General features: G+C 60.2%; 22 protein-coding genes and 1 tRNA gene. 12 read left to right on the top strand and 11 right to left on the bottom strand.

Translation table 11 applies throughout. From position 1 onward, the window contains the following. Positions 1-66 precede the first annotated feature (66 nt). The 3 genes from HMPREF9696_RS16395 (at position 67) to HMPREF9696_RS16385 (ending at position 3,083) form a co-directional block, all read left to right on the top strand. Positions 67-1,668, top strand: a complete 1,602-nt coding sequence (locus tag HMPREF9696_RS16395) for an AMP-binding protein (RefSeq protein WP_002714156.1) — start codon at positions 67-69, stop codon at positions 1,666-1,668. A 37-nt stretch (positions 1,669-1,705) separates the two neighbouring features. Next, positions 1,706-2,884, top strand: a complete 1,179-nt coding sequence (locus HMPREF9696_RS16390) for a saccharopine dehydrogenase family protein (RefSeq protein ID WP_002714155.1) — start codon at positions 1,706-1,708, stop codon at positions 2,882-2,884. A gap of 122 nt (positions 2,885-3,006) precedes the next feature. Further along, positions 3,007-3,083 (top strand) — tRNA-Arg (locus HMPREF9696_RS16385). Between the two features lie 141 nt (positions 3,084-3,224). On the opposite strand, the gene HMPREF9696_RS16380 is transcribed toward HMPREF9696_RS16385, so the two are convergent. The 4 genes from HMPREF9696_RS16380 to HMPREF9696_RS16365 form a co-directional block, all read right to left on the bottom strand. Further along, the gene (locus tag HMPREF9696_RS16380) at positions 3,225-3,515 is read right to left on the bottom strand and encodes an MliC family protein (protein ID WP_040302116.1); all 291 of its coding nucleotides are present in this window, start codon (positions 3,513-3,515) and stop codon (positions 3,225-3,227) included. Between the two features lie 75 nt (positions 3,516-3,590). Then, positions 3,591-3,869, bottom strand: a complete 279-nt coding sequence (locus HMPREF9696_RS16375; protein ID WP_051053254.1) for a twin-arginine translocation signal domain-containing protein — start codon at positions 3,867-3,869, stop codon at positions 3,591-3,593. Between the two features lie 161 nt (positions 3,870-4,030). After that, positions 4,031-5,302, bottom strand: a complete 1,272-nt coding sequence (locus HMPREF9696_RS16370) for an MFS transporter (RefSeq protein WP_002714153.1) — start codon at positions 5,300-5,302, stop codon at positions 4,031-4,033. A gap of 35 nt (positions 5,303-5,337) precedes the next feature. After that, the gene (locus tag HMPREF9696_RS16365; RefSeq protein ID WP_002714152.1) at positions 5,338-6,264 is read right to left on the bottom strand and encodes a LysR family transcriptional regulator; all 927 of its coding nucleotides are present in this window, start codon (positions 6,262-6,264) and stop codon (positions 5,338-5,340) included. Between the two features lie 368 nt (positions 6,265-6,632). Between HMPREF9696_RS16365 and HMPREF9696_RS16360 the strand changes: the two genes are divergently transcribed. From HMPREF9696_RS16360 to HMPREF9696_RS16350, 3 genes are all read left to right on the top strand, one after another. Next, positions 6,633-7,001 (top strand): lysozyme inhibitor LprI family protein, encoded by a 369-nt coding sequence (locus HMPREF9696_RS16360; RefSeq protein ID WP_002714151.1) that lies wholly within the window; start codon positions 6,633-6,635, stop codon positions 6,999-7,001. A 70-nt stretch (positions 7,002-7,071) separates the two neighbouring features. Continuing rightward, positions 7,072-8,556, top strand: a complete 1,485-nt coding sequence (locus HMPREF9696_RS16355; protein ID WP_040301536.1) for an FAD-dependent monooxygenase — start codon at positions 7,072-7,074, stop codon at positions 8,554-8,556. Positions 8,557-8,656: 100 nt separating this feature from the next. Then, on the top strand, positions 8,657-9,937 hold the full coding sequence (locus HMPREF9696_RS16350) for a TAXI family TRAP transporter solute-binding subunit (RefSeq protein ID WP_002714149.1): 1,281 nt from the start codon (positions 8,657-8,659) through the stop codon (positions 9,935-9,937). A 5-nt stretch (positions 9,938-9,942) separates the two neighbouring features. On the opposite strand, the gene HMPREF9696_RS16345 is transcribed toward HMPREF9696_RS16350, so the two are convergent. The 4 genes from HMPREF9696_RS16345 to HMPREF9696_RS16330 all read right to left on the bottom strand — a co-directional run bounded on the left by HMPREF9696_RS16345 (position 9,943) and on the right by HMPREF9696_RS16330 (position 13,420). Next, a complete protein-coding gene (locus HMPREF9696_RS16345; RefSeq protein WP_245259238.1) occupies positions 9,943-10,977 on the bottom strand; it encodes an alpha/beta fold hydrolase in 1,035 nt (344 codons plus the stop codon). A gap of 199 nt (positions 10,978-11,176) precedes the next feature. Beyond that, positions 11,177-12,622: a DUF4403 family protein gene (locus tag HMPREF9696_RS16340; RefSeq protein WP_002714147.1), complete on the bottom strand. Its 1,446-nt coding sequence runs from the start codon at positions 12,620-12,622 to the stop codon at positions 11,177-11,179. Positions 12,623-12,638: 16 nt separating this feature from the next. Then, a complete protein-coding gene (locus tag HMPREF9696_RS16335; RefSeq protein ID WP_002714146.1) occupies positions 12,639-12,968 on the bottom strand; it encodes a hypothetical protein in 330 nt (109 codons plus the stop codon). Positions 12,969-13,087: 119 nt separating this feature from the next. Continuing rightward, on the bottom strand, positions 13,088-13,420 hold the full coding sequence (locus HMPREF9696_RS16330) for a GCG_CRPN prefix-to-repeats domain-containing protein (protein ID WP_002714145.1): 333 nt from the start codon (positions 13,418-13,420) through the stop codon (positions 13,088-13,090). A gap of 413 nt (positions 13,421-13,833) precedes the next feature. On the opposite strand from HMPREF9696_RS16330, the gene HMPREF9696_RS22185 reads away from it, so the two are divergent. Then, positions 13,834-14,874: a c-type cytochrome gene (locus tag HMPREF9696_RS22185; protein WP_347335774.1), complete on the top strand. Its 1,041-nt coding sequence runs from the start codon at positions 13,834-13,836 to the stop codon at positions 14,872-14,874. 150 nt (positions 14,875-15,024) lie between these two features. Next, positions 15,025-15,291, top strand: a complete 267-nt coding sequence (locus tag HMPREF9696_RS16320; RefSeq protein WP_002714143.1) for a hypothetical protein — start codon at positions 15,025-15,027, stop codon at positions 15,289-15,291. On the opposite strand, the gene HMPREF9696_RS16315 is transcribed toward HMPREF9696_RS16320, so the two are convergent. Next, the gene (locus HMPREF9696_RS16315; RefSeq protein ID WP_002714142.1) at positions 15,288-16,214 is read right to left on the bottom strand and encodes a LysR substrate-binding domain-containing protein; all 927 of its coding nucleotides are present in this window, start codon (positions 16,212-16,214) and stop codon (positions 15,288-15,290) included. The two genes, HMPREF9696_RS16320 and HMPREF9696_RS16315, sit on opposite strands and share 4 nt — an antisense overlap. Before the next feature lie 312 nt (positions 16,215-16,526). Between HMPREF9696_RS16315 and HMPREF9696_RS16310 the strand changes: the two genes are divergently transcribed. Next, positions 16,527-18,323 carry an ABC transporter ATP-binding protein gene (locus HMPREF9696_RS16310; protein ID WP_002714141.1) on the top strand — a complete coding sequence of 599 codons (1,797 nt, stop codon included), beginning with the start codon at positions 16,527-16,529 and terminating at the stop codon, positions 18,321-18,323. Between the two features lie 12 nt (positions 18,324-18,335). Beyond that, entirely contained in the window at positions 18,336-19,322 is a 987-nt protein-coding gene (locus HMPREF9696_RS16305) for a phospholipase D-like domain-containing protein (RefSeq protein ID WP_002714140.1), read from the top strand. A 73-nt stretch (positions 19,323-19,395) separates the two neighbouring features. Here the strand turns inward: HMPREF9696_RS16305 and HMPREF9696_RS16300 are convergent, their stop codons facing one another. Both HMPREF9696_RS16300 and HMPREF9696_RS16295 read right to left on the bottom strand, forming a co-directional pair. After that, complete coding sequence (locus HMPREF9696_RS16300; RefSeq protein ID WP_040301531.1) at positions 19,396-21,183, bottom strand: GGDEF domain-containing protein; 1,788 nt, start codon at positions 21,181-21,183, stop codon at positions 19,396-19,398. Positions 21,184-21,552: 369 nt separating this feature from the next. Further along, complete coding sequence (locus HMPREF9696_RS16295) at positions 21,553-21,804, bottom strand: DUF3551 domain-containing protein (RefSeq protein WP_002714138.1); 252 nt, start codon at positions 21,802-21,804, stop codon at positions 21,553-21,555. A 189-nt stretch (positions 21,805-21,993) separates the two neighbouring features. On the opposite strand from HMPREF9696_RS16295, the gene HMPREF9696_RS16290 reads away from it, so the two are divergent. Both HMPREF9696_RS16290 and HMPREF9696_RS16285 read left to right on the top strand, forming a co-directional pair. Further along, the gene (locus tag HMPREF9696_RS16290; RefSeq protein WP_002714137.1) at positions 21,994-22,209 is read left to right on the top strand and encodes a hypothetical protein; all 216 of its coding nucleotides are present in this window, start codon (positions 21,994-21,996) and stop codon (positions 22,207-22,209) included. Continuing rightward, positions 22,206-23,060: an SDR family NAD(P)-dependent oxidoreductase gene (locus HMPREF9696_RS16285; protein WP_002714136.1), complete on the top strand. Its 855-nt coding sequence runs from the start codon at positions 22,206-22,208 to the stop codon at positions 23,058-23,060. Before HMPREF9696_RS16290 ends, HMPREF9696_RS16285 begins: the two co-directional genes overlap by 4 nt. Positions 23,061-23,062 lie beyond the last annotated feature (2 nt).

The following is a 23,062-nucleotide window of genomic DNA, read 5'->3' as shown; positions in this document are numbered from 1 at the left end:
GGAAAATGTGCTTCTTCTGGCGGAGAGGAAGGCAGAGCCCGCAATCAAGACGGGACGGGAGGCAACATGCCCAGGACCAGCAGCGCACACGGCTCATTATTACCGGACCATGTCGGCCCCTTCGCCGGCCTCGATGTGCCGTGGCTGCTGCGCCTGCGCGCCGAGACGCGGCGCGATCACCCCTTCCTGATCTGGGCGCCCTTCGATGCACCGGCACGGCCATGGACCTATGGCGAGTTTCATGAGCGCGTCGGCGCGCTGGCCGCGGGTCTTCATGCGCGTGGCATCAAGCCCGGCGAATGCGTGCTGCTTCACCTCGACAACTGCATCGAGATGTTGCTGGCGTGGTTCGCTTGCGTCGAACTCGGCGCCATTGCCGTCACCACCAACACCCGCTCCGCGCCGGCCGAAATGGAATATTTCGCCGGCCATTGCGGCGCTGTCGCCGCGATCACTCAGCCCGCTTATGCCGAACTGATCGCAAACAACTGCCGCAGCCTGCGCTGGCTGGCCGTGACATCTCATGATGCAGGGACACCGCCCGCGCAAGGATACAGGCCGCCAAGAGCAGAATCGTTTGAAGCGCTGTTCGCCGACAGCGCAGATCGCCCGCGCCGCCCCGCCGATCCTTATGCGTCGTGCAGCGTGCAATACACCTCCGGCACCACATCGCGGCCGAAGGCGGTGCTGTGGACTCACGCCAACGCGCTGTGGGGCGCGAAGGTCAACGCGGTGCATCAGGACCTGCGGCCCGAGGATATTCATCAGGTCTATCTGCCGCTGTTCCACACCAATGCGCTGGCCTATTCCATGCTGGCTTCGCTCTGGGCCGGCTGCACCGCCGTGATCCAGCCGCGCTTCTCTGCGAGCCGGTTCTGGTCCACGGCGCTGGAGCATCGCTGCACATGGACCTCGCTGGTGCCGTTCTGCGTCAAGGCGCTGATGGAGCGCGAAGCGCCGAAACAGCATCACTTCCGGCTGTGGGGCAGCGCGATCTGCGAGCCGCCCACCGACAAGCTATTCGGCGTGAAGACCATCGGCTGGTGGGGCATGACCGAAACCATCACCCACGGCATTGTCGGCGAACCGAACCAGCCGAACATTCCGCTGGCCATCGGGCGCCCTGCGCCCGAATACGACATTCGCGTGGTCGGCGAGAACGGCGCGCCGGTGACTGTCGGCGAAACCGGCGATCTTCTGATCCGCGGCACGCCCGGACTCTCGCTGTTCAAGGAATATCTGCACAACGAGGCCGCGACGCGCGACAGCTTCGACGAGCACGGTTATTTCATCACCGGCGACCGGGTGAAGATTCTGGAGAACGGATTTATCCGCTTCGGCGACCGCGCCAAGGACATGCTCAAGGTCGGCGGCGAGAATGTCGCCGCCTCCGAGATCGAGCAAGTTGTGATTACGGTGGCGGGTGTGCGCGAGGCCGCTGTGGTCGCGAAGAAGCATCCGATGCTGGATGAAGTGCCGGTGGTGTTTGTCATTCCGGCCGCTGGCCTGGCCGGTGCGCCTCCGACGCTGCATGACGATATCCTGCACGCCTGCAAGAATGCGCTGGCCGATTTCAAGGTGCCGCGCGAAGTGCGGCTGGTGGACGACATGCCGCGCTCGACGCTTGAAAAGGTGGCGAAAGCGGAACTGCGAAAATTGCTGGCGTGAGCGAGACACACGCGAAGGACGAGAAGAGGACGTTGCGATGACCCAACCAAAATTCGATATCGTTGTTTATGGCGCCAGCGGCTTCACCGGAAAACTCGTCGCCGAATATCTCGCAGCCCAATACGGCCCCGGAAGCGGCCTGACATGGGCGATGGCAGGCCGCAGTCGGGACAAGCTCGCCACCGTGCGTGACGAAATCGGCGCGCCGAAGGACACGCCGCTGATCGAGGCCGATGCCAGCGATCCTGGCTCGCTCAAGGCGATGGTCGAACAGGCCAGGGCCATTCTCACCACTGTCGGCCCCTATCAGCTTTATGGCTCCGAACTTGTCGCGGCTTGCGCGGCGTCCGGCACCGATTATCTGGATCTGTGCGGCGAACCCGCCTGGATGCGCCAGATGATCGACGCGCATCATGCTGCCGCGCAGGCGAGCGGCGCACGCATCCTGTTTTCCTGCGGCTTCGATTCCATTCCCTTCGAACTCGGCGTGTTCTTCCTGCAGAACGCTGCGAAGACGCAGTTCGGCGCGGCTTGCCCGCTGGTGAAGGGCCGTGTGCGCAAGATGAAGGGCACATTCTCCGGCGGCACTGCCGCGAGCCTGAAAGCCACTTATGCCGCGGCGGCAAAGGATCTCAGCATCGTGCCGCTGCTGAAGAACCCGTTCGCGCTGACGCCGGGCTTCGAGGGGCCGAAGCAGCCGCCGGGCAACAAGCCGCTGCACGATGACGATCTCGGCATGTGGGTCGCGCCGTTCGTGATGGCGACCATCAACACCCGCAACGTCCATCGCTCCAACATGCTGATGGGTTTCCCCTACGGCAAGGAGTTCGTCTACGACGAGATGATGCTGGCCGGCCCCGGCGAGAAGGGCGAAGCAATGGCCAAGGCCATTGTCGGCGCCAATTCCGCGATGGGCGGCCCCGGCGGGCCGAAGCCAGGCGAAGGCCCTTCAAAGGAAGAGCGCGAAACCGGCATGTACGACATTCTGTTTGTCGGCCTCACGCCCGACGGCAGACAGATCCGTGCCTCGGTCAAGGGCGACCGCGATCCGGGCTACGGCTCGACCTCCAAGATGATCGGTGAAAGCGCCGTATGTCTTGTGCGAGAGGCAACCGATGTCCCGGGCGGCATCTGGACGCCGGGCGCGGCATTGGGTGACCGCCTGATCAAGCGGCTGACCGACCACGCCGGGCTGCAATTCGCGATTGAGAGCTGAGGCGGGAGCCCCGGTTCCTCGGCTTGTTGCGCCGGTTCATGCACCTCGCCTCGCACGCCCTGGCTGGAAATCCGTCGCCAACCGTTGCCCGCACCGGCCCAATCGGCTAAATGGAATGCGCCGCACCCGTAGCTCAGCTGGATAGAGCGTTGCCCTCCGAAGGCAAAGGTCACACGTTCGAATCGTGTCGGGTGCGCCAGCCTCCGGTTGTATCTCATGTCGTGGTCGCCGGATCGCAGGCGATGCATCCCGAGCAAGAACGACTGTCCCTTCGCGCCATGTTCTTGTCGGGATATTCAAACCGCGCCGGGAACTGAGAAACGATAGTTGCGGAAATGCACTACCGTGAGCGGCACTCCGTAATCTTTCCCGCTCGCGTTAATCGCCCGGCCGCTCCCTTGATCCAGAATTCGATCCCTTGTGCGGCATATCGGCCGCCATCCGCAGACTGGACTTGTGGGAGTGTGATTGGCTTCTGACCCGATATGGCGAGTTGCACCGACCCCGTCGGACCAGGCGCGCTAAAATCAGCCTTCAGCGACGATCCGTCGTCACATTTGTATGAGGCCTCTGTCGCGTGGGACACCGCTGTCAGCGCGACCAAAATAATACTCGCGAGCAATGTTCTCATGAGAACCTCGAGTTTTTTAAGTGTGACGACGCAGCCGCCGACGTAACCGTCGGCAGCTCGCATCCGTGCAGAATTTTAACGACCGCCGCCACCATGCTGATTGGCGAAGCGAATTCCCTCATTGACCTGCATAATCGCCTGTTCGATCAGTTGCGAGGCCGCTTCCTTGTGGCCGCCCTTGTTCGGGGTCGCCTGACGCAATGATTGAAGGGCGTCCTGCAACGACATGAGCGCGCGATCCATATTGCCTTGCTCGGCATGAGCGCTTGCGATCGGAGCAGCTACGGCAATGGCAAGAGCTGCGGCCGCAGTGACGCGCATGAAAGTCCTTCGTGAATTGAGCATATCGAACATTTTGTATTCCTTCCGGTTGAATTGACGCAGGACGTTTATCCAACCAGATCTGGGAGTACCAATATGACTTCGATATCCACCTATTCGCGCGCGATATAGCTGGAGAAATGCCTGTATCTGCGACGGATTAGCCGGGCTACTCCACCTCGCTGTTACCGTCGCTATTCGAAACCGGCTACTTTCAATCGCCGAAAAACCCACGGCGCAATGAGAATGAGGAGGCCGCCAACTGCACTGATGGCGCCCAACGATACAAGAGCAGGACCAAAGCCTCCTGTATGTGCTTTTACCCAGCCCACGAGATATGGCCCGGTAAAGCCGCCCAGATTTCCGATCGAGTTGATGATCGCGATCCCGATTGCAGCGGCGCTGCCGGCCAAGAAGTTCGACGGTAACGTCCACAATACGGCATTCGCTGCGAAAATCGATGCGGCAGCGATGCTGAGCGCCAGCAGTGACAAAACGGGCGAATGAAATTGCGAGGCTGCAATGAGGCTTGCACCGGAAAGAATGGCCGCCGCCGCGATATGGTTTCGGCGTTCGCGACGCGCGTCCGATCGCGCGCTCCAGAACAGCATGCCCCCGATCGACGCCGCGTATGGAAGCGCCGACAGCAGCCCGGTCTGGAGAGGCGTTGTCCCGAAACCGCTCACGATCTGGGGCAACCACAGGCCGACGCCATAGATTCCCATGATGAAGCAGAAAGAGACGATGGAGAGCAGTGCCACCCGGACATCAAAGACACTTCCGATCAGCTTCGCTGTGTTTGTATGTTCGGCGGCGATTGTATCCGCCAGCCATCGCCGCTCGCCAGGAGCCAGCCATGTTGCCTGTGCGTGACTGTCCGACAGCCAGAAAAACGCAATGATGCCCAGAACAATCGACGGCAATCCCTCCAGGATAAACAACCATCGCCACGCCGGAATTCCCATCGTCTCGCCAGCGCTGAGAATGAGGCCGGAGAGCGGGTTGCCCAGCATGCTTGCCAGCGGCGCGGCAACCAGGAAGATTGCGTTGAAGCGCGCGCGGGCGTCGCGTGGAAACCAGCAACTGAGATAGTAGATGAAGCCTGGAAAGAAGCCTGCTTCCGCGATGCCCAGCAACAATCTCAATACGATAAAGCCTTTTGAACCCGTGACGAAGGCCATTCCCGCCGAGGCAAGCCCCCACGCAACCGCAATGCTGACGATCCACAGGCGCACGCGAAACCGCTGCAGCAGCAAGCTGCTCGGAATCTGGCACATCGCGTAACTCAGAAAAAAAATGCCTGCGCCCCAGCCGAATACGACGGGCTGCAGCCCAAGCGATTTATTCATATCGAGGGCAGCGAACCCGATATTGACGCGATTGAGGAAGTTGAAAAAGAAGAGCAGCATCAGAAGAGGAAGCAGGCGCCAGCCAATCTTCCGAATGATCCTGTCTGGCTCGATCATCAGCTATTACTCGATTCCGCGCTGGTCGCTGTGGCTCAATGCTTGATAAGAGCGGCGCCGGGCCTTTTACCGTCCTTTATAAACGAGCTAATGAGCGAAGCGATCGACGAGCGAGCGGAGCTTCCTGCATTGGTCAGGGTGGAATCGCCCGACGAGATAATGGAACAGGTCATTGTTATAGGCGGCTCGATGATGAGGGGCTTTGCGAAAGCCTCAAACCCCACCTTGGAGAATTCTCCGACATTCAGAATCGTATGACCGATGCCGGTCCGCACTGCGGACAGCTCGCTCGAGAGATTGTCGGCTTCAGCGATGACATTCGGAGTGATGTCCAGCGCGGCAAAGGCTTCATCGATCAAACGTCTGCGCTCGCTATTGTCGCCGGGCAGAACGAGCGGCAATTTCCCAATGTCCTTGATTGAAATGGACGATCTGGCTTTGCCTGGAAGCGGCTTGCCCACCAGATAGAACCTTTGTGTAAAGATCGGCAGTCGCAAAAAAGCTGGCACGAATTCGTGCTCGAAGATGACCGCAAGATCGAGCTTGTGAGCGAGCACACGCGCGCTCAAGGTTTCGCTGTCGCCGTCCGTACATTTCAGCATGACATTGGGAAACGCAGACTTGATATGCTCGACGATGGGCCCCATCAGAATCTCCGCGAGCGATGCCACAATCCCGACGCTGACGGTTCCAGTGATGTCACCAGCGCTCGATTTCAGGAGCCCGGGAAGTTCATCGAGGCGGCGCAGGATCGATGAGGCTTTCTCGAACAGGATTTCCCCCGCGGGGGTCGGCTGCACGCCGCGCGGGGTGCGGTGGAGCAGCTTGATTCCCATTTCTTCTTCGAGTTCAGCCACCTGCTGGCTGAGCGCCGGCTGCGCTACGTGGATGGTGCTTGCTGCGCGGGAAAAGCTGCCGGCTTCCACGATTTTTACGAAATAGCGAAGTTGTCTGTACTGCATGATAGGCCGAACCGCAAAGCCGCAAAATAATCATTAGACTATTGCACGGCCTCGGCTTTTTGTCTTGCCACGGATCGGCGTTACATGGGCTTAAAAAGGGGCAGAAGCCCGATCGAGCCGCCGGATAGTCGCGTGGTCGGCCACCGCTGCGGGCAAATGCGCAGCCAGCCGTATGGCTGAAATCCAGTCGCTATAGCGGTCACCGATACCCGCATATCGAAGCCGTATTTGATTTGCCGCCGGTGTCAGACAATTGTCCCGCCACGGCAATTATTCTTTGCCACCCGGACGCGAGCCGGAACCGCGTTCGGCGATGGCGGTCGCCAAGGGCAGTCTTCAATAGCGGCTTCGCCATGAGGGTATGTGCCATGAATTTTTCAAGGAGTGTCATCGGCGTTTCAGCCGCGCTGCTCATCTTCGGCGCGGCCTTCAGCTCGGCCGATGCAGCGGACTATTCACCACTGGATTGCAAGAAGGCGAGTTCGCCGACCGAGAGAACGATCTGCTCGGACTACGGGTTGGGTCAGAGCGAAGCACGGGTTGCGACCCTTTACGGGGTGACGACCTCGCTTGTCGCAATGGGACAACGCGGCACGATCCAGGACGATCAACGCATCTTTCTCAGGCAGCGTGATGCATGCGGCTCCAACACCGCATGTCTGCGCGCTGCCTACGCCGCGCGGGACAAGCAGCTGGAAGCCGTCATGCAATCCATCCAGCAGCGCGGACCGTTCTGATTGTCACAACAATCGTTGGCCACGGTAAATCTCACGCGACGAACCAAGCCCGTCAGGAACCCGAACCGCTATGACTTCAAAAGTTTTGATTGTTGGTGCTGGCCCGGTTGGACTCACCATGGCTGCCGAACTCGCGCGCTATGGAGTGCCGGTACGGATCATCGACAAGGCGGCAGCGCGCTCCGACAAGTCAAAGGCGCTTGTGTTATGGAGCCGGACGCTCGAGTTGCTGGACCGCGCCGGTTGCACGAGACAGTTCATTGCGGCCGGTCATAAAGTTGACGCTGCAAATATCATCGCTGCCAACAAACTCCTTGCGCATGTCAGTTTCGCGGAAGTGAATAGCCCCTATCCTTATGCGCTCATGTTGCCTCAATCGGAGACCGAGCGTCTTCTTGAGGCACATCTGAATCGGCTGGGCGTCCAGGTGGAACGCGGCTTGGAATTGATCCGCTTTGCGCCCGGCTCTGCGTCGGTCTGCGCCACTTTGCGCAGCGCCGCAGGGGAGGACGAAAATCTCGACGTGCCATGGATGATCGGTTGTGACGGCGCCCACAGCGCGACGCGTCATGGTCTTGGCATGCCATTTGTCGGCGATACGTTGCCGAGCGACTGGATCCTTGCCGATATTCATCTCAAGGCGTTTCCGTTTCCGGCATCCGAGATAGCCACCTACTGGCATGAAAAAGGTGTGCTGGCGGTATTTCCGATATCGTCCGGTCGCTATCGCATCGTCGCCGATCTCCCCATGTCGACCGGTGAACACCCACGAGATCCCGACCTGAGCGATGTGCAGGGCGTTCTCGTTCAGCGAGGTCCCGGCGGGCTTGTCGCTTCCGATCCGGTCTGGCTCTCGTCGTTCCGCATTAACGAACGCAAAGTGGCCGACTATCGATCGGGCTGCGTCTTTCTTGCCGGTGATGCCGCGCATGTTCACAGCCCTGCAGGCGGTCAGGGCATGAATACCGGCATGCAAGATGCCTTTAATCTTGCCTGGAAGCTGGCGATGGTCTGGCGTGGCGCTTGCGACGAGAGTTTGCTCGATAGCTACAGCGTCGAACGCAGCGCAATCGGCGAACACGTTCTGGCAAATGCTGGACGGTTTACAGCGCTTGCAACCTTGCGAAATCAGGCCGCGCAGATCGTGCGTAATCTGGTCGGACATTTTTTACTGGGGCTTGCCCCGGTGCGCGCTGCGATGGTCAACGAGATGACGGAGGTGTCCGTCGGTTACGAGAAAAGCCCGCTCAATGGACCGGCGGCTCACGGACTCGATGGTCCTGCCGTCGGCGCCCGCATGACGCCGGTGTCGGGACAGACGTCCTTTGGCGCGGGACAGACACCGCGGTTCACGCTGCTGGCAGCCTCCAGCAAAGCTGTGAGCGGGCTTGTTGAGGACTTTGGCGATCTGGTCGAGCCATCGGTGCTCCCGCCTCCGGATACGTCCGGTGTCTGGCTGGTGCGGCCGGACGGTTATGTGGCCTGCGCCGTCCCGGCGAACGATATCGGGTTGGTTGCCGACTATCTTAAGGCGCTGAGACGAAAAGCGAGTTGACCGGCGGCGGTACAGCACCAAAACTATCTATCAGCGACATTCTTTGGTGCTTGTAATGAGGCTATCTGCCCCCAGGCTTCCGCTTTGGCTCCGGATCGTCATGGTTGCCGGCGCTACATGTCTTGTATTGGGCGCAGTCCTGTTTGCTTACAGGCTCTATACCAAACCAACGACGCTGAGCGTCGGCGTCGGATCAATCGACGGCGAGATCGCCAAGGGCGCGTCGCTGATCGCAAATCGCTTCGTGAAATCGAACGCGCCCGTCAGGCTCAACATCGTCAAATTCGGCAACGTGCAGGACGCAACAAAGGCCTTCGCCGCCGGCAAGGTTGATCTTGCGGTTGTAAGGGCCGATGTTGGCGATCTCTCGGACGCAAGAGCCATCGCTGTGATCGCTGAGGCGACGGTGATGATTGTCGCCGCGCCCGGTTCTCCCATAACCGGGATCGAGCAACTCAAGGGTCGATCCATCGGCGTGGTCGGCGGCGAGATCAACCATCGCCTTGTGAAGGCGCTCAGTCGTGAATACGGCCTGGACGGACACACAACCTTCAAGGATCTGTCGCCGCCCGACGCGCAGCGAGCCATGAAGGCCGGGGACGTGGATGTGCTGGTCATGGTGGTGCCCTTGACCAAACGATACCTGGACTATGTCAGGAATCTGTCTGGCGGTGGTTCAAGTCGCTCGCCGACATTGGTGCCGATCGATTCAGCCGGTGCGATTGCCGATGCGGAGGGAGCCTTCGAGAGTTTCGCAATACCCAAGGGGACGCTGCGTGGCTCCCCGCCCAATCCGGATGACGACCTGACAACACTCAAAACGGGCTTCTATCTGGTTGCGCATGCCAAGCTCGATGCCGATGTCGCAACCGGTCTGACGCAGTCGCTGATGAATGCCCGCGAAAGTCTGGTGGCTGAGCATTCGGTTCTGTCCGGCATTGCAGAGCCCGATACGGACCCCGATGCGAACATTCCCGTACATGCCGGCGCAGCCGTTTATTACAACGACGCGCAGCAAAGCTTCATGGACAAATACGGCGACGCCATCTACCTGACGCCAATTGTCTTCGGCTTGCTGGCATCGGTCTTCGCGGCGGCGTGGAAGTTTCTTGGTCTTGGCCGGTCCAATGCCCCCGATCCTGTATGGCGCGTGCTGTATGAGTTGCCCCGGCGCATCAGAGGCGCGACAAGCGAAGCGGAGCTTATCAACATCGAGCAAGAGTTTGACGAACTCCTCGGGGACGAAATCTCTAAGTCATCGCTTGGGGACGACAGTGCTGCGGATGCTGCGACACTGACATCGGCAGCGCAGCGGCTGGATAACCTTATCCACTATCGCCGAACCATGATGGCACAAGAAAGATCTCGCGCCAGCCATTAAGCAGGTCAACGACCGGCGGAGCCGCAGTCATTCGGCACGGCGTTTCCAGCAAACCTGTCCGCCATCCACGCGGTTGCGGCGTCCGCGCTATCGCGGCCGGCAAAGCCGTGGCTGACGTTTGGCATCATCATGAAGCGCACCTTGCTTCCTGCCTCGCATAGTCGCTGCATATAGGCTTGTGTGACCTGCGGACGAACCAGGCCGTCGGTCGAGCCTTGCGCAAGGAAGACGGGAATTGTTGGCTGCAACGTGCCGGGGGTGTTTTTCGCGAGCAGCGAACGCCACGGATCGAGAGTTGCCGGATTTGCGACGGTGAGAAAATCCTGAGCCAGCGGCTTTGATGTTTCGCTGCGCAGCAGGATATCGAACACGGATTCGATACACTCGCCGGCAAGGCGATTGACCGTTGGCATCGCAGCGGATGAAACGATCTTGTCGACGGATGCGCCGTACACGCGATCCCATGACCATACTGTCATCGCGGTCAGATTCCTCCCGCCGGTGGTGTTGAGATCGTCTGTCATCAGTGTGGCAAGATCGGTCGCGGGCGCAGCGGCAGCCACACCGACAAGACGCAACTCAGGGGCATAACTCCTGGAGATCAGGCCGGTGAATAATGACGCCTGACCGCCTTGGGAATGACCCCACACGGCATAGCGGTCACCATTGGCGACGCCGGGAAATGAGCGAGCGGCACGAACCGAATCGATCACGGCCCGCGCCTCGCTGTCGCCGACGAGGTAAGGATGCGGGCCGGGAGTGCCCAATCCCGGATAGTCGGTTGCGGCAATCGCGAAGCCGCGGTCGAGCAACTGGCGGCTGCCGGCGATTTGCTGAAAGATAAACATGGCCAGCGAGGGCGCGCACCGCGGAACGACGCCTGTCGTGGGATGAGCCCAGGCAACGATGGGGCGGCCGCCTTCGGGGGCCGGACCGGTCGGAACAACAATCACACCGGAGACTGCGATGGGCCGCCCTTCCGGATTGGTGGATCGATAGAGAACGCGATATGCAGCCGCGCCATCCGGAGCACCGAACATCGGCTCCTGTCTGATCACAGTGCCAGGTGGTCCTGCAATTTCATCATTGGATGCCTGATAGAAAGATGTCTGAGCCTTCGCCTGCTGACAAGCAAAAGCCAAAAGCTGACACACTGCCAGCGCGCCGAGGACAATCCGGAATATGAGATTAGCGCTGAGGGTCATGTCAGATGTCCTTCCGACGCTCGAGAAACGGCGATCACATGCCGTAGAGAATTTTCAAGTGGCCGCTGGCGCGCAGGTCGATCCGGATTCCATCGGGAAGGAGCGAGACTTGCGAGAGTCCGGCAGACGCCAGATTTCCTTCGCTGCGAAAGCCGCCCGTGAGGGGCCGGGTCAATCGCGCGTTGGCAGAAGCCAAAAGGGTTTGCCACTCGCTTTGGAATGCGAGACCAGCCTGCTGCCGCAGATCCTGCAAAAGAGCTGGATCGTTGAACAGCGCAGCAAGCGGTGAGCTTGCGGCCGTGGACGAGTCCGGCACCACGGCCAGATCTCCGAACTGGACGGTCTGAGTATTCGCATCGACCTGCGGCGTTGCGGTCAGATAGATCCATGCGCCACCGCTCGCGGTATCGGCGGATGTGAGATGCAATCCCATCACCAGCTTGCCGGAAGAAGGATAGACCGAAATATCCTGCACTTGGGGACCGCCGGTCTGAGCGCGCGCCGTCATGACGGCCTGGATTTTTTCCCTGATCTGGTCATAGCTGATCGTCACCGGAAGAATGACGGAAAAGCCGCCGGGATTGGTCACATCGCTGCCGAGTGCCGGAAGCGGCGTCGGCACAGATGCGGACGGCTGCTGCCCGACAAAGGTCTCGCTCGTTCCCGCCATTTCGATCGCGCCTTCGAGAATGTCGCCGCGCGCATGCGTACCTGAAAAAGCAACGGTTCGTGGTGTGGTCTTCAGCCAGATCGCGGGCGCATCGAGAATTTTCACGGTCGAGAACGCCTGCTGCCAGGCCGCTTCGGCTTTGCCGCGAATGTTCATCGCCGCCACGCTCGCAGCGGCATCGCGGCGCACGCGCGACACCTGCGCTTGAATCTTCGGCTCGATGTAGCGGGTCAAATCGATGCGAAAACCCAATATCTGGAGCGTCGGAGGTTCCTGCCAGCGGAAGCCTTCGGTCATGTCGAGTGAAACCGACCAGTCCCGCCGAAGCTGCGGCCGCGCCGTCGCATAAACTGTGAGCTGGCCTTCGCCGGTGCCGTGCAGCAGTCGCGCAAACCGTCCGATACCCTGGCCAGAGACGGAGCCGAACAGCGGGATCGCCGCAATCAGTCTGCCTTCTTCCGCGTGCAGGGAGATCGGTCCAGTCCGTTGCACGGAGCCGGAATACTCGCAATCGATGTTGACCATGCGCCCGAGGATGCGCCGGCTCCAGCAGCTTCGCCCTGAATCGTCGATGGTCGCAAGCTGCCTGGGCACCTTGCGTTCGATCGCGCGATCAAGCGCGGATAATGAGAATTGCACGGTTGCGGAGATACTTGAATCGGCCGTCGCCGCTGGCGGCGTATCCGCAGCCAGCGGCGGCTTTCCGTCCGCGAACGCCACGGAGGCCGTCAGGAGTGTCGCAAGTCCGATCGTGACAATCCCGCCGACATGGCAGCTTTTGAAATTTTCTCGAAGCATGTCAACGATCATGGTTAGCTCCCGTGATTCAGATCACTTCATAAGCAAACAGCGTCGCAACCAGCGTGATAGCCATCAGAGCGAGAATGAAGATCATGTCCGCGGCTTGTTCGAGCCGTGCGCAGAGCTTCGTTTTCCCTGCGAAGCGGATCGAAAGGTAGGACGTGAGGGCCGATGCCAGAAAGGAGACCGCGGCCAGCGCGGCATACTCATCGACATGGGTGCCGCCCGATCTTGCCTCGGCAACCTTCACAAGGCCGACCAGTGTGACGCAAACGCCGATCATCGTGCCCGATACCGGCAGGATGTGGCTGGCGAGACTGGTAGTCTGTGTAAAGATCCGTGTTCGATCCGACATGCTCAATCACTCGTGCAGGCGTTTGGCGTTTGAATCGGGATTGCGAAGAGAGATCGCGCCGCAGGTTGCGTCAGCCAAGGATCACAAAATGCGGCGCGATTCTTCAAATCAACGGAATCTTACTGCCACTGACCATTTGGCAGGCGGCCGTGGAACGGCGTGTTGCGGCAGTGACCGTACGGCCCGCGCCAGTAGCCTTCCGGGCAGCCGAATACGGGATGCGGTGCGGGCTGATAGTAGCCGCCCGGCAGCGGACCGTAATACGGGGTGTTGCGGCAATGACCCCATGGGCCGCGCCAGGCATTCGGACCGCACCCGCCGGAGACCTGAATGGTCAGCGACTCCTGATTGGTGAGTGGTGCAACGATGGGAGTTGCATGTGCAGCCGCGCAAACCGAAATGACGATTGCCGATGCGAGACCGACGACGATACCCATTCTCGATGTGAACATGGAAGTTCTCTCCTCTTTGCCTTTGATGTGCCAAGCCAAGCCCATGCAGCGTCAATCGCTGCCTCTCGGCTTGGCGCTCCTTCGATCTTTCTTAAAGTTTGAACCGCGTCACACCCGCCACTCAGAATGGCGGGCTTGTGTGCCAGTGAAGACACCATCGTCAGCACCGGCATGGGGTTGTCGAACTGGCAGCGCCCCCGCTGAACGTGGCGGCATATGCGTCGATGCCGGATAGGAAAACAAATACGGTGTTGATATGCGGGTATCGGAGAAAGTTATGGGGTTCGGAGACCGGCCGGTTCGTGATTGCCCGGCAGGGCCGGCCCGGATAATTCGGCTGGGATCTTTGGGTTCGCCAAAAGTGCTTGCAAAGGAAGCTCTTCTGCAGAACCTTTGCAATCGGGCTGACGTGAATGATCGTGCGATCAACCATTGTGCGAGGGGCGATGCGGTTCTCTGGCGTTCATTTCCTTGATTTCCAACGGCTTGGATTGCGGATAGCGTTGCTGGCGGCAATTGCTCTTGCAACGGCGCCTCTGAATCTCGCGGCCGCGCAAACCCAAGCTCCCGCGCTCTGGACTGTGCCCGAAGTCGGGGCGCTACCGAACGATGCATTCGGCAGCCAGATACGCCGGGGCCGCGATCTGGTCACCGCGACATATGCACTGATCGGTCCGGAAGTGCCCGACCAGACAAAGCGATTTGCCGGAAATAATCTTGCGTGCAGCAATTGTCACTTACAGGCCGGCACAAAGAAATTCGGATTACCGATTTTCGGGCTATTCGAATTATTTCCGCAGTACAGTGCGCGTCGCGGCGCAGAGATTACCATCGTGGATCGGGTCAATTCCTGCATGGTGCGCAGTATGAACGGGCGCGAGTTGCCGAACGACAGCCCGGAAATGCAGGCCATCGTCGCCTATATTCGATTTCTCTCGTCAGGTGTCGCTCAAGGCCAGATCGTGCCGGGGCTGGGCGCGGGCGCGATGCCCGAACTCAAGCGCGCAGCCGATCCCGTTCGCGGCCGCGCGGTTTATGTGAAGTCCTGTCTTGCCTGTCACAACACCGACGGTTCCGGAATCCGGCGCAGTCTTCCAACGACCGATCTTGGGTACATGATGCCGCCGCTGTGGGGACCGGACAGTTTCAACGACGGCGCAGGAATGGCGCGGCTTATCACCGCCGCGAATTTCGTGCATTTCAACATGCCGCATGGTGCCGACTATCTAAATCCTCAACTGACGGTCGAACAGGCCTGGGATGTCGCGGCCTATCTGATATCGCAGCCGCGCCCGAAAAAGGCGGGGCTCGAAAAGGATTTTCCCGACCTGCTTCAGAAGCCAGTCGATACGCCCTACGGTCCCTATGCTGACGGCTTCAGCGAGCAGCAGCACAAATACGGGCCCTTCGCGCCGATACGGGCTGCGATCGCGCGCGCCAAGAAGAAGCAATGACCGGCATACCGCCAAGAGTCATCACGTTGTTGGCGCATATAACTGGCGACGATATCGCCATATCCAGATGATATTTGAGTTTTCCTCCGATGCGTCCTTAAACCGATCGTAGCGGCAAAACTGAAATTCAATTCGAACACAGGTCCAGTCATGACAATGAAATTCAGCTCGATCGCAATCACTGCCTGTCTTGCTTTCATTGCTTTGCCTGCGGCAGCCTTCGCGCAAGGCACATCCGATCAGAGATCGGCCTGCATGGGCGATGCGTTCAGATTCTGCGGCGCGGATATTCCGAATGTCGCGAAGATCGAGGCTTGTCTGGGCCAGAACAGGGCGAATCTCACGCCGGCCTGTGCGGCGGAGTTTCAGCCGGCTCAGAAGACGCTTCTCAAGCCCGACCACTTCCGGAAGAACTAGTCCACGGCTGGCCCGATCCATTCGGCGCCAGGCGGCTTGGTCGCCTCGATTCGCTCATAGGCGAAACGCACCAACGTGTCGCGGACGGCTTCGCCCGCATGCGTCAGTGGGAAGTCGCTCGAGGATATGATCGAGCAGGTCATCCAGATCGGAGGCTCGATCAACCGAGGCTGGCCGAGGCCGATCTGGCCCATCATGCCGGCATTTAGGATGGAGTGGGCGAGCCCTGCGCGAATGGCAGACAGTTCGCTCGAAAGTGTATCGGTCTCGGCGATCACATTGGGCGCCATTCCGTCATTGGCGAACGAGCGATCGATCAACATGCGTCGTGCATTCGGCGCGCTTGGCAGCACCAGCGGCAATGAGGCAATGTCCTTCAGCGACACGGGTCCGTTCAGGTCGGTGAAATGATCGCTGCTGATCAAAAACATCCGCTGACGGAACAGCGGCACGCGCGAAAACGTGGGAACCAGTTCATCCTCGAATACGATCGCCATGTCCAGCTGATTGGAGATGATCCTCTGTTCGAGGGACTCGCTGTCCCCGTCTGCGAATTTTATCGTGACCTTCGGAATCCTGGCACGGCACGCCTCCAGAAAGGGGCCGGACATCGGCACCGACAGCGAAATGGCAAAGCCGAGGCTCACCTTGCCCTCGGCATCCGCACCGTCCGATGCCAGCAGGCCGGGCAATTGCTCAAGTTCTTTGAGGATCGAGGAGGCTTCGCGGTAAAGCACTTCCCCGGCAGGGGTGGGACGAACGCCGCGGGATGTCCGCAGGAGCGGCGGCACGCCCATGCGGTCTTCCAGGTCCGCAATTTGCTGACTTAATGCGGGTTGAGCCACATGAATCGTCGCGGCGGCACGGGAAAAGCTGCCCGCTTCGACAATTTTAACGAAATAGCGCAGGTGCCGGAACTGCATGATCGCCGGTTCTTATGAGCACACGTCATCATCAATCCGGCAATCGTAGCCGTCCGGAGGCGGCACTTCAAATGGGCCGATCTGTCGCACAAGGCGTTTTCAGACCGAGCCGCGCCAGCTGCCGTTTACCGGCCATCCGGGTTTCCGGAGGGGAGCCATATCCGCCGCCGATAGCCTCATATCAAAGCGGTATTTGAACGGCCGATAGGCCGGGGGTACGTGTCCCGGCATCCGGTTGGGCGGATGGGCGTTAGGCCGCCAGCGTCGGCACAACCCTCGGACTTTCATCAATATCAACCCGGAATTCGGCAAATGATACGTCTCGTCATCGATTTGCTACGCCCCTACAGGGGACGGCTGCTCATCGTATTCCTTGCGATGCTGGTGGAAATCGCTGCAAGCCTTGCGGCCCCCTGGACCCTCAAACTCGTCCTGGACGATGCGCTCGGGCAGCACCAGCTGCCTGCGTGGCTTGCCTGGGCTCATGACTATGGATTTGGGCGGCATGCGATGGGCGTGGCGCTATTCGCCGGAGTGGCGACACTTGTCATCGCCATCGTCGGAGCGATTGCGACCTATATCGACAACTACTACACGACGAACATCGGCCAGTGGGTGGCGAACGACCTCCGGATTCGCATCTATCAGCATCTGCACCGGCTGTCCTTGCGCTATTACGACCACGCGAAAATCGGCTCCCTGATCTCAACGATCATGACTGACGTGGACACGCTGCAAAGTTTCGCATCGTCCTCCACTCTCGACATCCTCGTCGATTTCATCACCATCGTGTTCATGGTCGGAATCATGTTCTGGCTGGACTGGGATTTTACGCTGATCGCTCTTGGCGTGACGCCGTTCCTGCTGGTTTTTATCTTCCGTCTGAAAAAAGCCGTGAAGGAAGTGACCCGCGCGGTTCGCGCCCGGCAAAGCGAGATGCTGTCCGTCGTTCAGCAAGGCCTGGGTTCGGTTCGTGCGATCAAGGCTTTCGGCCGCCAGGATTTGGAGCTGGCCCGACTGGAGGCCGCGAGTCACGCGACCGTCGGCGCCGCGCTCCGCGCGCGGCAGGTGAAATCGGTCCTGTCGCCGCTGATCAGCGTCGTCGTCGCGGCATGCACCGCGATTGTGCTCTGGAAGGGAACGTCGCTGATCGTGGCCGGCACCATGACGGCCGGCGCATTGACGGTTTATCTGGCTTACCTCGCCAAATTCTTTAAACCGGTCAAAGATCTCGCCAGTATGACCAGTGCTGTCGCCCAGACGACCGTCGCGCTGGAGCGCATCCAGGATATTCTGTCTGCCGATGACATCATCGGCGTGTCGGATGACGCCCGAGATCCCGGTCGCGTCCTTGGCGGCATTCGCTTTGACCGCGTCGCATTCGGCTACGACAACGACACGTCCGTGTTGCGGGATGTCTCATTCGAGATTCGCCCGGGACAGGTGGTTGGCATTGTCGGCCCAACAGGGTCGGGCAAGTCGACGGTCCTCAGTCTCATCCCTCGTTTCTATGAAACGACATTCGGACGCATTCTGATCGACGGTCAGGATATTCGGGAGATGAAGCTGGCGGCGCTGCGGGAGCAGATCGGTTTTGTCCTTCAGGAAACGGTGCTGTTTCGCGGCACAATTCGCGAGAACATCGCTTACGGCCGGCCCGGCGCCACGGATGAAGAGATCATCGCGGCGGCAAAGGTCGCCAATGCGGACGAGTTCATTTCTCGTATGCCGAATGGCTATGATTCCCTCGTGGGCGAGCGCGGCGATACGCTTTCCGGCGGACAGCGTCAGCGAATCGGAATCGCGCGGGCCGTGATCCGCAATTCGCCGATCATGATTCTGGATGAACCGACCGCGGCGCTCGATACCGAGTCCGAGCATCTGGTTATCGAGGGCCTGCGGCGGCTGATGGCGGGCCGCACGGTCATCATGATCGCGCATCGTCTCAGCACCATCAGAAACGCCGATAAAATCATCGTCCTGAAGGATGGCATTGTTGCCGAAGAAGGAACGAACGACGAGCTGATCGCGCTCGGCGGCGTCTACGCGGAGCTCCATCGTATCCAGAACAAGCCGGCGCCCCGCGCGCCGCTTGCCGACGTAGCGTGAGAAGGACCGAAGATGTCACATTCCCTGATCGTACTTCCCGACGATGCCGCCGCGGCCCTTGTCGACCCCATCGATGCGGCGGTGAAATCGCTCAACATCCGCATGTTTCTTTTCACCGATCCGACCTTGCTGAACGCAGTCATCGCGGCACGCCATCGCGGCGTTCATGTGAGGGTGATGCTGAACCCGGCGCGGCGCAACGGCAAGGCCGACAACGAGGCCGCACGAAAAAAGCTGATCGCTGCCGGCATCGACGTGCGCGATAGCTGTCCGAGCTTTGCACTGACCCATCAGAAATCGATGGTGGTCGACGACGAGGTTGGGTTTGTCGAGTCGCTCAACTGGGAGACGCGGGATCTCACCGAGACGCGCGACTATGCCGTGATGACGACAAAGAAGGCCGAAGTCGATGAAATGGTGAAGTGCTTCAATCTGGATTTCATGCGCCTTCCATTTGAACCACATGAAAAGTCTAATCTGATATGGTGCCCTAACAACGGGCGCGAACGGATCGCGGCGTTCATCGATGCGGCAAGCCATACACTGTTTATCCAGAATGAACGCTATCAGGACACAGTCATCATTGAACGCATCGTGCGCGCGATCAATCGCGGCGTGACGGTTCACATCATGGCCCGTCCGTCGCACAAAATGAAGGCCGAGAAAATGATCGAAGGCGTCGGCGGCTTGCGCATCCTGGAAGATGTCGGCGCGAAAATTCACCGCATGAAGCATTTGAAGCTGCATGGCAAAGTTCTGCTCGCGGACGAACGGCGCGCGATTGTCGGCTCAATCAATCTGACGCCGGGAAGTTTTGACGCCAGGCGCGAACTTGCGATTGAGACGGACAGCCGCCATGTGGTCGAGCGGCTCGCCGAAGTCTCCGATCACGATTGGAGACATTCGTCGACGCTCGATCTGTCGGACGAAGGCCTATTGGCAGAGTTTCAGAAGCACAAAATGGAGGGAGCCAAACAGCTGGCATTGGCTGGCCAATAGCCCAACGGAACTGCGTCTTCCGGATTGGATCAAGCGATGACGCCGCACCGATGCGGAGGTCGCTGGGCCTGAGTCAACGCCGCTCGATCAGGCTGGTGGTTTTTCGCTGCGGCACATCCGCGCTCAGATCGCCGGGCAGATCCGGCACCAGTGTCGGGTGCAGGGCGAGTGACTGGCGCACGCAGTTGCGCCCGTCGGACTTGGCGCGATATAGCGCGGCATCCGCGGCCTTGACCAGCCGCCGCCATGCCAACTGACCGAGATTGCCTCTGGCGACACCGAAACTCGCGGTCACCGTGAGCGACGCGCCGTCGGACAGGACGAACTTATGCGCTTCGAGCGCATTGCGAAGCCTTGCGGCCAGCGCGTTGGCTTCGTCGAGATTGCAGCCCGGCACCAGAACCACGAACTCTTCGCCGCCGAAGCGGGCGAAGATGTCATTCGGTCCGAGCATCGGACGAACCAGCCGCACGCTTTCCTGCAGCACAAGGTCGCCTTCCAGATGTCCATACCGGTCGTTGATGGACTTGAAGTGATCGAGGTCCATCAGAATCATGCAGGCGCCGTCGGCCATGACCTTGCTGCTGGCCTGGCTCTCGCCGATCATATCGAGCGCACGACGATTCATCAGTCCGGTCAGACCGTCGGTCTCCGCCTGATGCTTCAGCTTCTTGGTCAGCGACGCGCGTTCGGCAAGACTGCGGCGAAGAACGGCAATCGCCTCGAACAGGCGGCGCATCTCGGCGGCATGGTGCGCCTCGGACTCGGGCGGCCCGGGGCGATCTTCCGCAAGCTCGATCACCGCATCGTGTGCGCGCAGCAGCGGCCCGAAGACAAAGCGCTGGGCCGCGATCAGCAAGCCCGCAAGAATCGCCAGAATGACTGTGGTAATCGCAATCGTGAGCGTGAGGGTGGTCAGCGCGACGATGCGGCGTTCGGTCAGCCGCTCGATGGTGACATCTATGAAATCGCCGCGCAGCCGCTCGAGTGGCTTCAGCGTCTTGACAAAGCGAACGGTGAATTCGTCCGCCGTCATGGAATAGTTGCCCGACAGGCGACCCTGAGCAACCAGATTGTCGAACAGGACCAGCCCTTCGCCGAAAAACAGCTCCTCGACATCACGCAGATCGGTCAGCAGCCGCGGATCGTTGTGGCTGACGATTTGCCGCTCGCCCGTCAGGTTCCAGAGCTGGAGGATACGGCCGCGCGTCCGGTTGCTGTCGACGAGATTTTTCAGCGGCAGCGGCTGGCTAACCGCGATCGGCGCCATGATTTGTGATGCGATCCGGCCGCCATACTCGCGCAGCTCGCCGAACATCCGCCCTGTCATCACGGATGCCGCGAGTTCGGGATTCCGGGTGGTCAGGATGCCGGCCTTCCAGGCGATCACGGACTCGAAAATATCGACCACGCCGAACATGCTCTCGATGACGGATTGCACATCGTCAAGATTCCGCTTGGCGCGCGGGATGGCCGAAACGCGATCGACTTCCTGCCGCCCCTTCTGAAGCTGTGCCTTCGTCGCCGCAAGCAAATCCGCGGGAACGCCGATGGCCACCAGTTGCTCGAGACTCGCGTCGGACCGCGCGCGGAAGGACGTCAGCCGTTCGCGCAGGAGGTCGCGCGCATCGCCGGTGTCACCCAGCACGCTGTTCGACGGCCCGCGTTCGGCCGAGAGCAGATTCGCGGTGTCCAGAATCAGCCGGTAGGTTTCAAGCTCGTGAAGATTCTCGCGGGCACGGCGATAGTCGTCAAAGGAGCGGCTGATCACGCTCATGGCAAGGATCGCCGTACAGATGAGCGCGATGCCAGTGCCGATCAGCAGCTTCCGACGAAGGCTGTGATCGCCTCCATCCGGCATGCCGCGCCAGAATCGGAGCTTGATTCCATTTGGGACGTTTCCGAAAAATCTGGCGGACCTTGAGGTCATCGTTCTTTCTGGTCCCGGTCACTACGCTTCGCGCAGCCATAGGCGCATGCAGGGCTTTCATTTGCGTAAAATGACACAGTTAAAATCCTTCCCGGACATCGGATGTCACGGGAAGGACCTGCGATGGCCTGGAAGCAGGCTGCTATATCCGGCTCCCGCCGGATGATCCGGATTCCGGCGCCGGATGCGTTAAGCGAAAATTCAGTCTGATCCGCATTGCCAAGTATGACGCGGATGTCTCATCCCGGCACATCTCGTCCGAACGATGAAACGTCCGGTTGCGCGCGGAATTCACGGACCTTATCGCGACCGGCGGCGAGCGCGCGGCGTGGACTCATCGCGCGCGGTGGGCAGCCAGTAATTCGGCTGGCAGTAGGACGACGTACCGGACACCGCGGCCTGACATTGTTCGAGCGTGTCATACCGGCAATCGCCCGGACCGGCTTCGCCCTTTCGGCAGAACGGATAATCACGCGCAACCGACGGCGCCGCACCCAGCGCCGACATCGCGGCGATCCCTGTAACGGTCAGAATAGTCTTGGCATTCATCATCGCGGATAATCTCCCCGCTACACCAGTATGCGCCTACGGTTCGTGCGGCCTGTACGATCCGTCAAGCAACGAATCCGTGACCCAGGCGCGCAGGGAGGCTGAACCATTGCTCTCCCGAAGCATTGACCGGGATCGGAAGACCAACTTGTATGATGACAGCTTGGACCGCCAGTCATACATAGGTTTGTCATGCGCAAGGTCATCGGATTCGACGACGACACCTATCAGGCGCTGGTGCAGCTTGGCCGCGATAGAATGGCGACGCTGCAGGAGCTTGCGGATGAAGCCTTCGCGGACCTTCTGAAAAAGCATGGCGTGCCTAAAGACCTCCGCGAGGCTTTGCGCCGAAGCGTGAAGGCGTCTGCTCCGGCAAAGCGCAAGACGAAATCCGCCCGCCGCAAATGACCAAGAGCGCCATACAGACCGGGCCGGTATTGATAACGGGTTGCTCCAGCGGCGTCGGCCATGCGGCGGCAAAACTCTTTCGCCAAGCGGGATACGAGACGGTCGCAACCGCGCGCGACATAACGACGCTGGACGATCTGCATGCCATCGGCTGCCGCACTTTGGCGCTCGATGTCACCGACGAGGCCGCGCGCCGCGCCGCCATTGAAACCATCGAACGGGAGTTCGGCGCGGCCGGCATTCTGGTGAACAATGCTGGCTATGGCCAGTACGGCCCGCTGGAAGAGATATCGCTGGATGCGCTGCGCAGGCAGTTCGAGACCAATGTGTTCGGTGGATTCCGGCTGACGCAACTCGTGCTGCCCGCGATGCGCCGCGCCGGGCGCGGCCGCATTGTGAACGTCAGTTCGGTCGCGGGCCGTGTCAGCTCGATCGGCGGCGGCGCGTATCACGCCACCAAGTTCGCGCTCGAAGCCCTGACCGATGCGCTGCGCCCGGAAGTCGAACCGTTCGGCATAGATGTAGTCAATGTGCTCCCCGGCCCCATCGCCACACGCTTCGAGGCGACGCTGCTGATGCAGATTCCGGAGACCGGGCCGGGCAGCCCCTATGCCTTTTTCAAGCAGCGGCTGGCGGCCTATATGCACGATTTTCTCGATCCCCGCGGGTTCGGGGTGATGAGCGCCGAAACGGTCGCGCGTGCGGTGTTCAAGGCTGCGACGGTGAAACGGCCGCGAACTCGTTACAGCGTCGGCGTGATCGCCCATCTTGGCCCGATTGGCCGCGCGCTGACGCCGGATCGCGTGGTGGACGTTATGACACGGCGGCGCGTTCCGGTGAAAAGGCCTTAGCA

This window comes from Afipia clevelandensis ATCC 49720 (genome assembly GCF_000336555.1).
GTDB classification, from domain to species: Bacteria; Pseudomonadota; Alphaproteobacteria; order Rhizobiales; family Xanthobacteraceae; genus Afipia; species Afipia clevelandensis.
This window is presented reverse-complemented; position numbering and strand designations above follow the sequence as displayed.

Coding starts and splice junctions, on each gene's coding strand:
- HMPREF9696_RS16395 (WP_002714156.1), top strand. CDS start 67: ATGCCCAGGACCAGCAGCGCACACGGCTCATTATTACCGGACCATGTC.
- HMPREF9696_RS16390 (WP_002714155.1), top strand. CDS start 1,706: ATGACCCAACCAAAATTCGATATCGTTGTTTATGGCGCCAGCGGCTTC.
- HMPREF9696_RS16380 (WP_040302116.1), bottom strand. CDS start 3,515: ATGAGAACATTGCTCGCGAGTATTATTTTGGTCGCGCTGACAGCGGTG.
- HMPREF9696_RS16375 (WP_051053254.1), bottom strand. CDS start 3,869: ATGTTCGATATGCTCAATTCACGAAGGACTTTCATGCGCGTCACTGCG.
- HMPREF9696_RS16370 (WP_002714153.1), bottom strand. CDS start 5,302: ATGATCGAGCCAGACAGGATCATTCGGAAGATTGGCTGGCGCCTGCTT.
- HMPREF9696_RS16365 (WP_002714152.1), bottom strand. CDS start 6,264: ATGCAGTACAGACAACTTCGCTATTTCGTAAAAATCGTGGAAGCCGGC.
- HMPREF9696_RS16360 (WP_002714151.1), top strand. CDS start 6,633: ATGAATTTTTCAAGGAGTGTCATCGGCGTTTCAGCCGCGCTGCTCATC.
- HMPREF9696_RS16355 (WP_040301536.1), top strand. CDS start 7,072: ATGACTTCAAAAGTTTTGATTGTTGGTGCTGGCCCGGTTGGACTCACC.
- HMPREF9696_RS16350 (WP_002714149.1), top strand. CDS start 8,657: ATGGTTGCCGGCGCTACATGTCTTGTATTGGGCGCAGTCCTGTTTGCT.
- HMPREF9696_RS16345 (WP_245259238.1), bottom strand. CDS start 10,977: ATGTTCGGTGCTCCGGATGGCGCGGCTGCATATCGCGTTCTCTATCGA.
- HMPREF9696_RS16340 (WP_002714147.1), bottom strand. CDS start 12,622: ATGATCGTTGACATGCTTCGAGAAAATTTCAAAAGCTGCCATGTCGGC.
- HMPREF9696_RS16335 (WP_002714146.1), bottom strand. CDS start 12,968: ATGTCGGATCGAACACGGATCTTTACACAGACTACCAGTCTCGCCAGC.
- HMPREF9696_RS16330 (WP_002714145.1), bottom strand. CDS start 13,420: ATGTTCACATCGAGAATGGGTATCGTCGTCGGTCTCGCATCGGCAATC.
- HMPREF9696_RS22185 (WP_347335774.1), top strand. CDS start 13,834: ATGATCGTGCGATCAACCATTGTGCGAGGGGCGATGCGGTTCTCTGGC.
- HMPREF9696_RS16320 (WP_002714143.1), top strand. CDS start 15,025: ATGACAATGAAATTCAGCTCGATCGCAATCACTGCCTGTCTTGCTTTC.
- HMPREF9696_RS16315 (WP_002714142.1), bottom strand. CDS start 16,214: ATGCAGTTCCGGCACCTGCGCTATTTCGTTAAAATTGTCGAAGCGGGC.
- HMPREF9696_RS16310 (WP_002714141.1), top strand. CDS start 16,527: ATGATACGTCTCGTCATCGATTTGCTACGCCCCTACAGGGGACGGCTG.
- HMPREF9696_RS16305 (WP_002714140.1), top strand. CDS start 18,336: ATGTCACATTCCCTGATCGTACTTCCCGACGATGCCGCCGCGGCCCTT.
- HMPREF9696_RS16300 (WP_040301531.1), bottom strand. CDS start 21,183: ATGCCGGATGGAGGCGATCACAGCCTTCGTCGGAAGCTGCTGATCGGC.
- HMPREF9696_RS16295 (WP_002714138.1), bottom strand. CDS start 21,804: ATGATGAATGCCAAGACTATTCTGACCGTTACAGGGATCGCCGCGATG.
- HMPREF9696_RS16290 (WP_002714137.1), top strand. CDS start 21,994: ATGCGCAAGGTCATCGGATTCGACGACGACACCTATCAGGCGCTGGTG.
- HMPREF9696_RS16285 (WP_002714136.1), top strand. CDS start 22,206: ATGACCAAGAGCGCCATACAGACCGGGCCGGTATTGATAACGGGTTGC.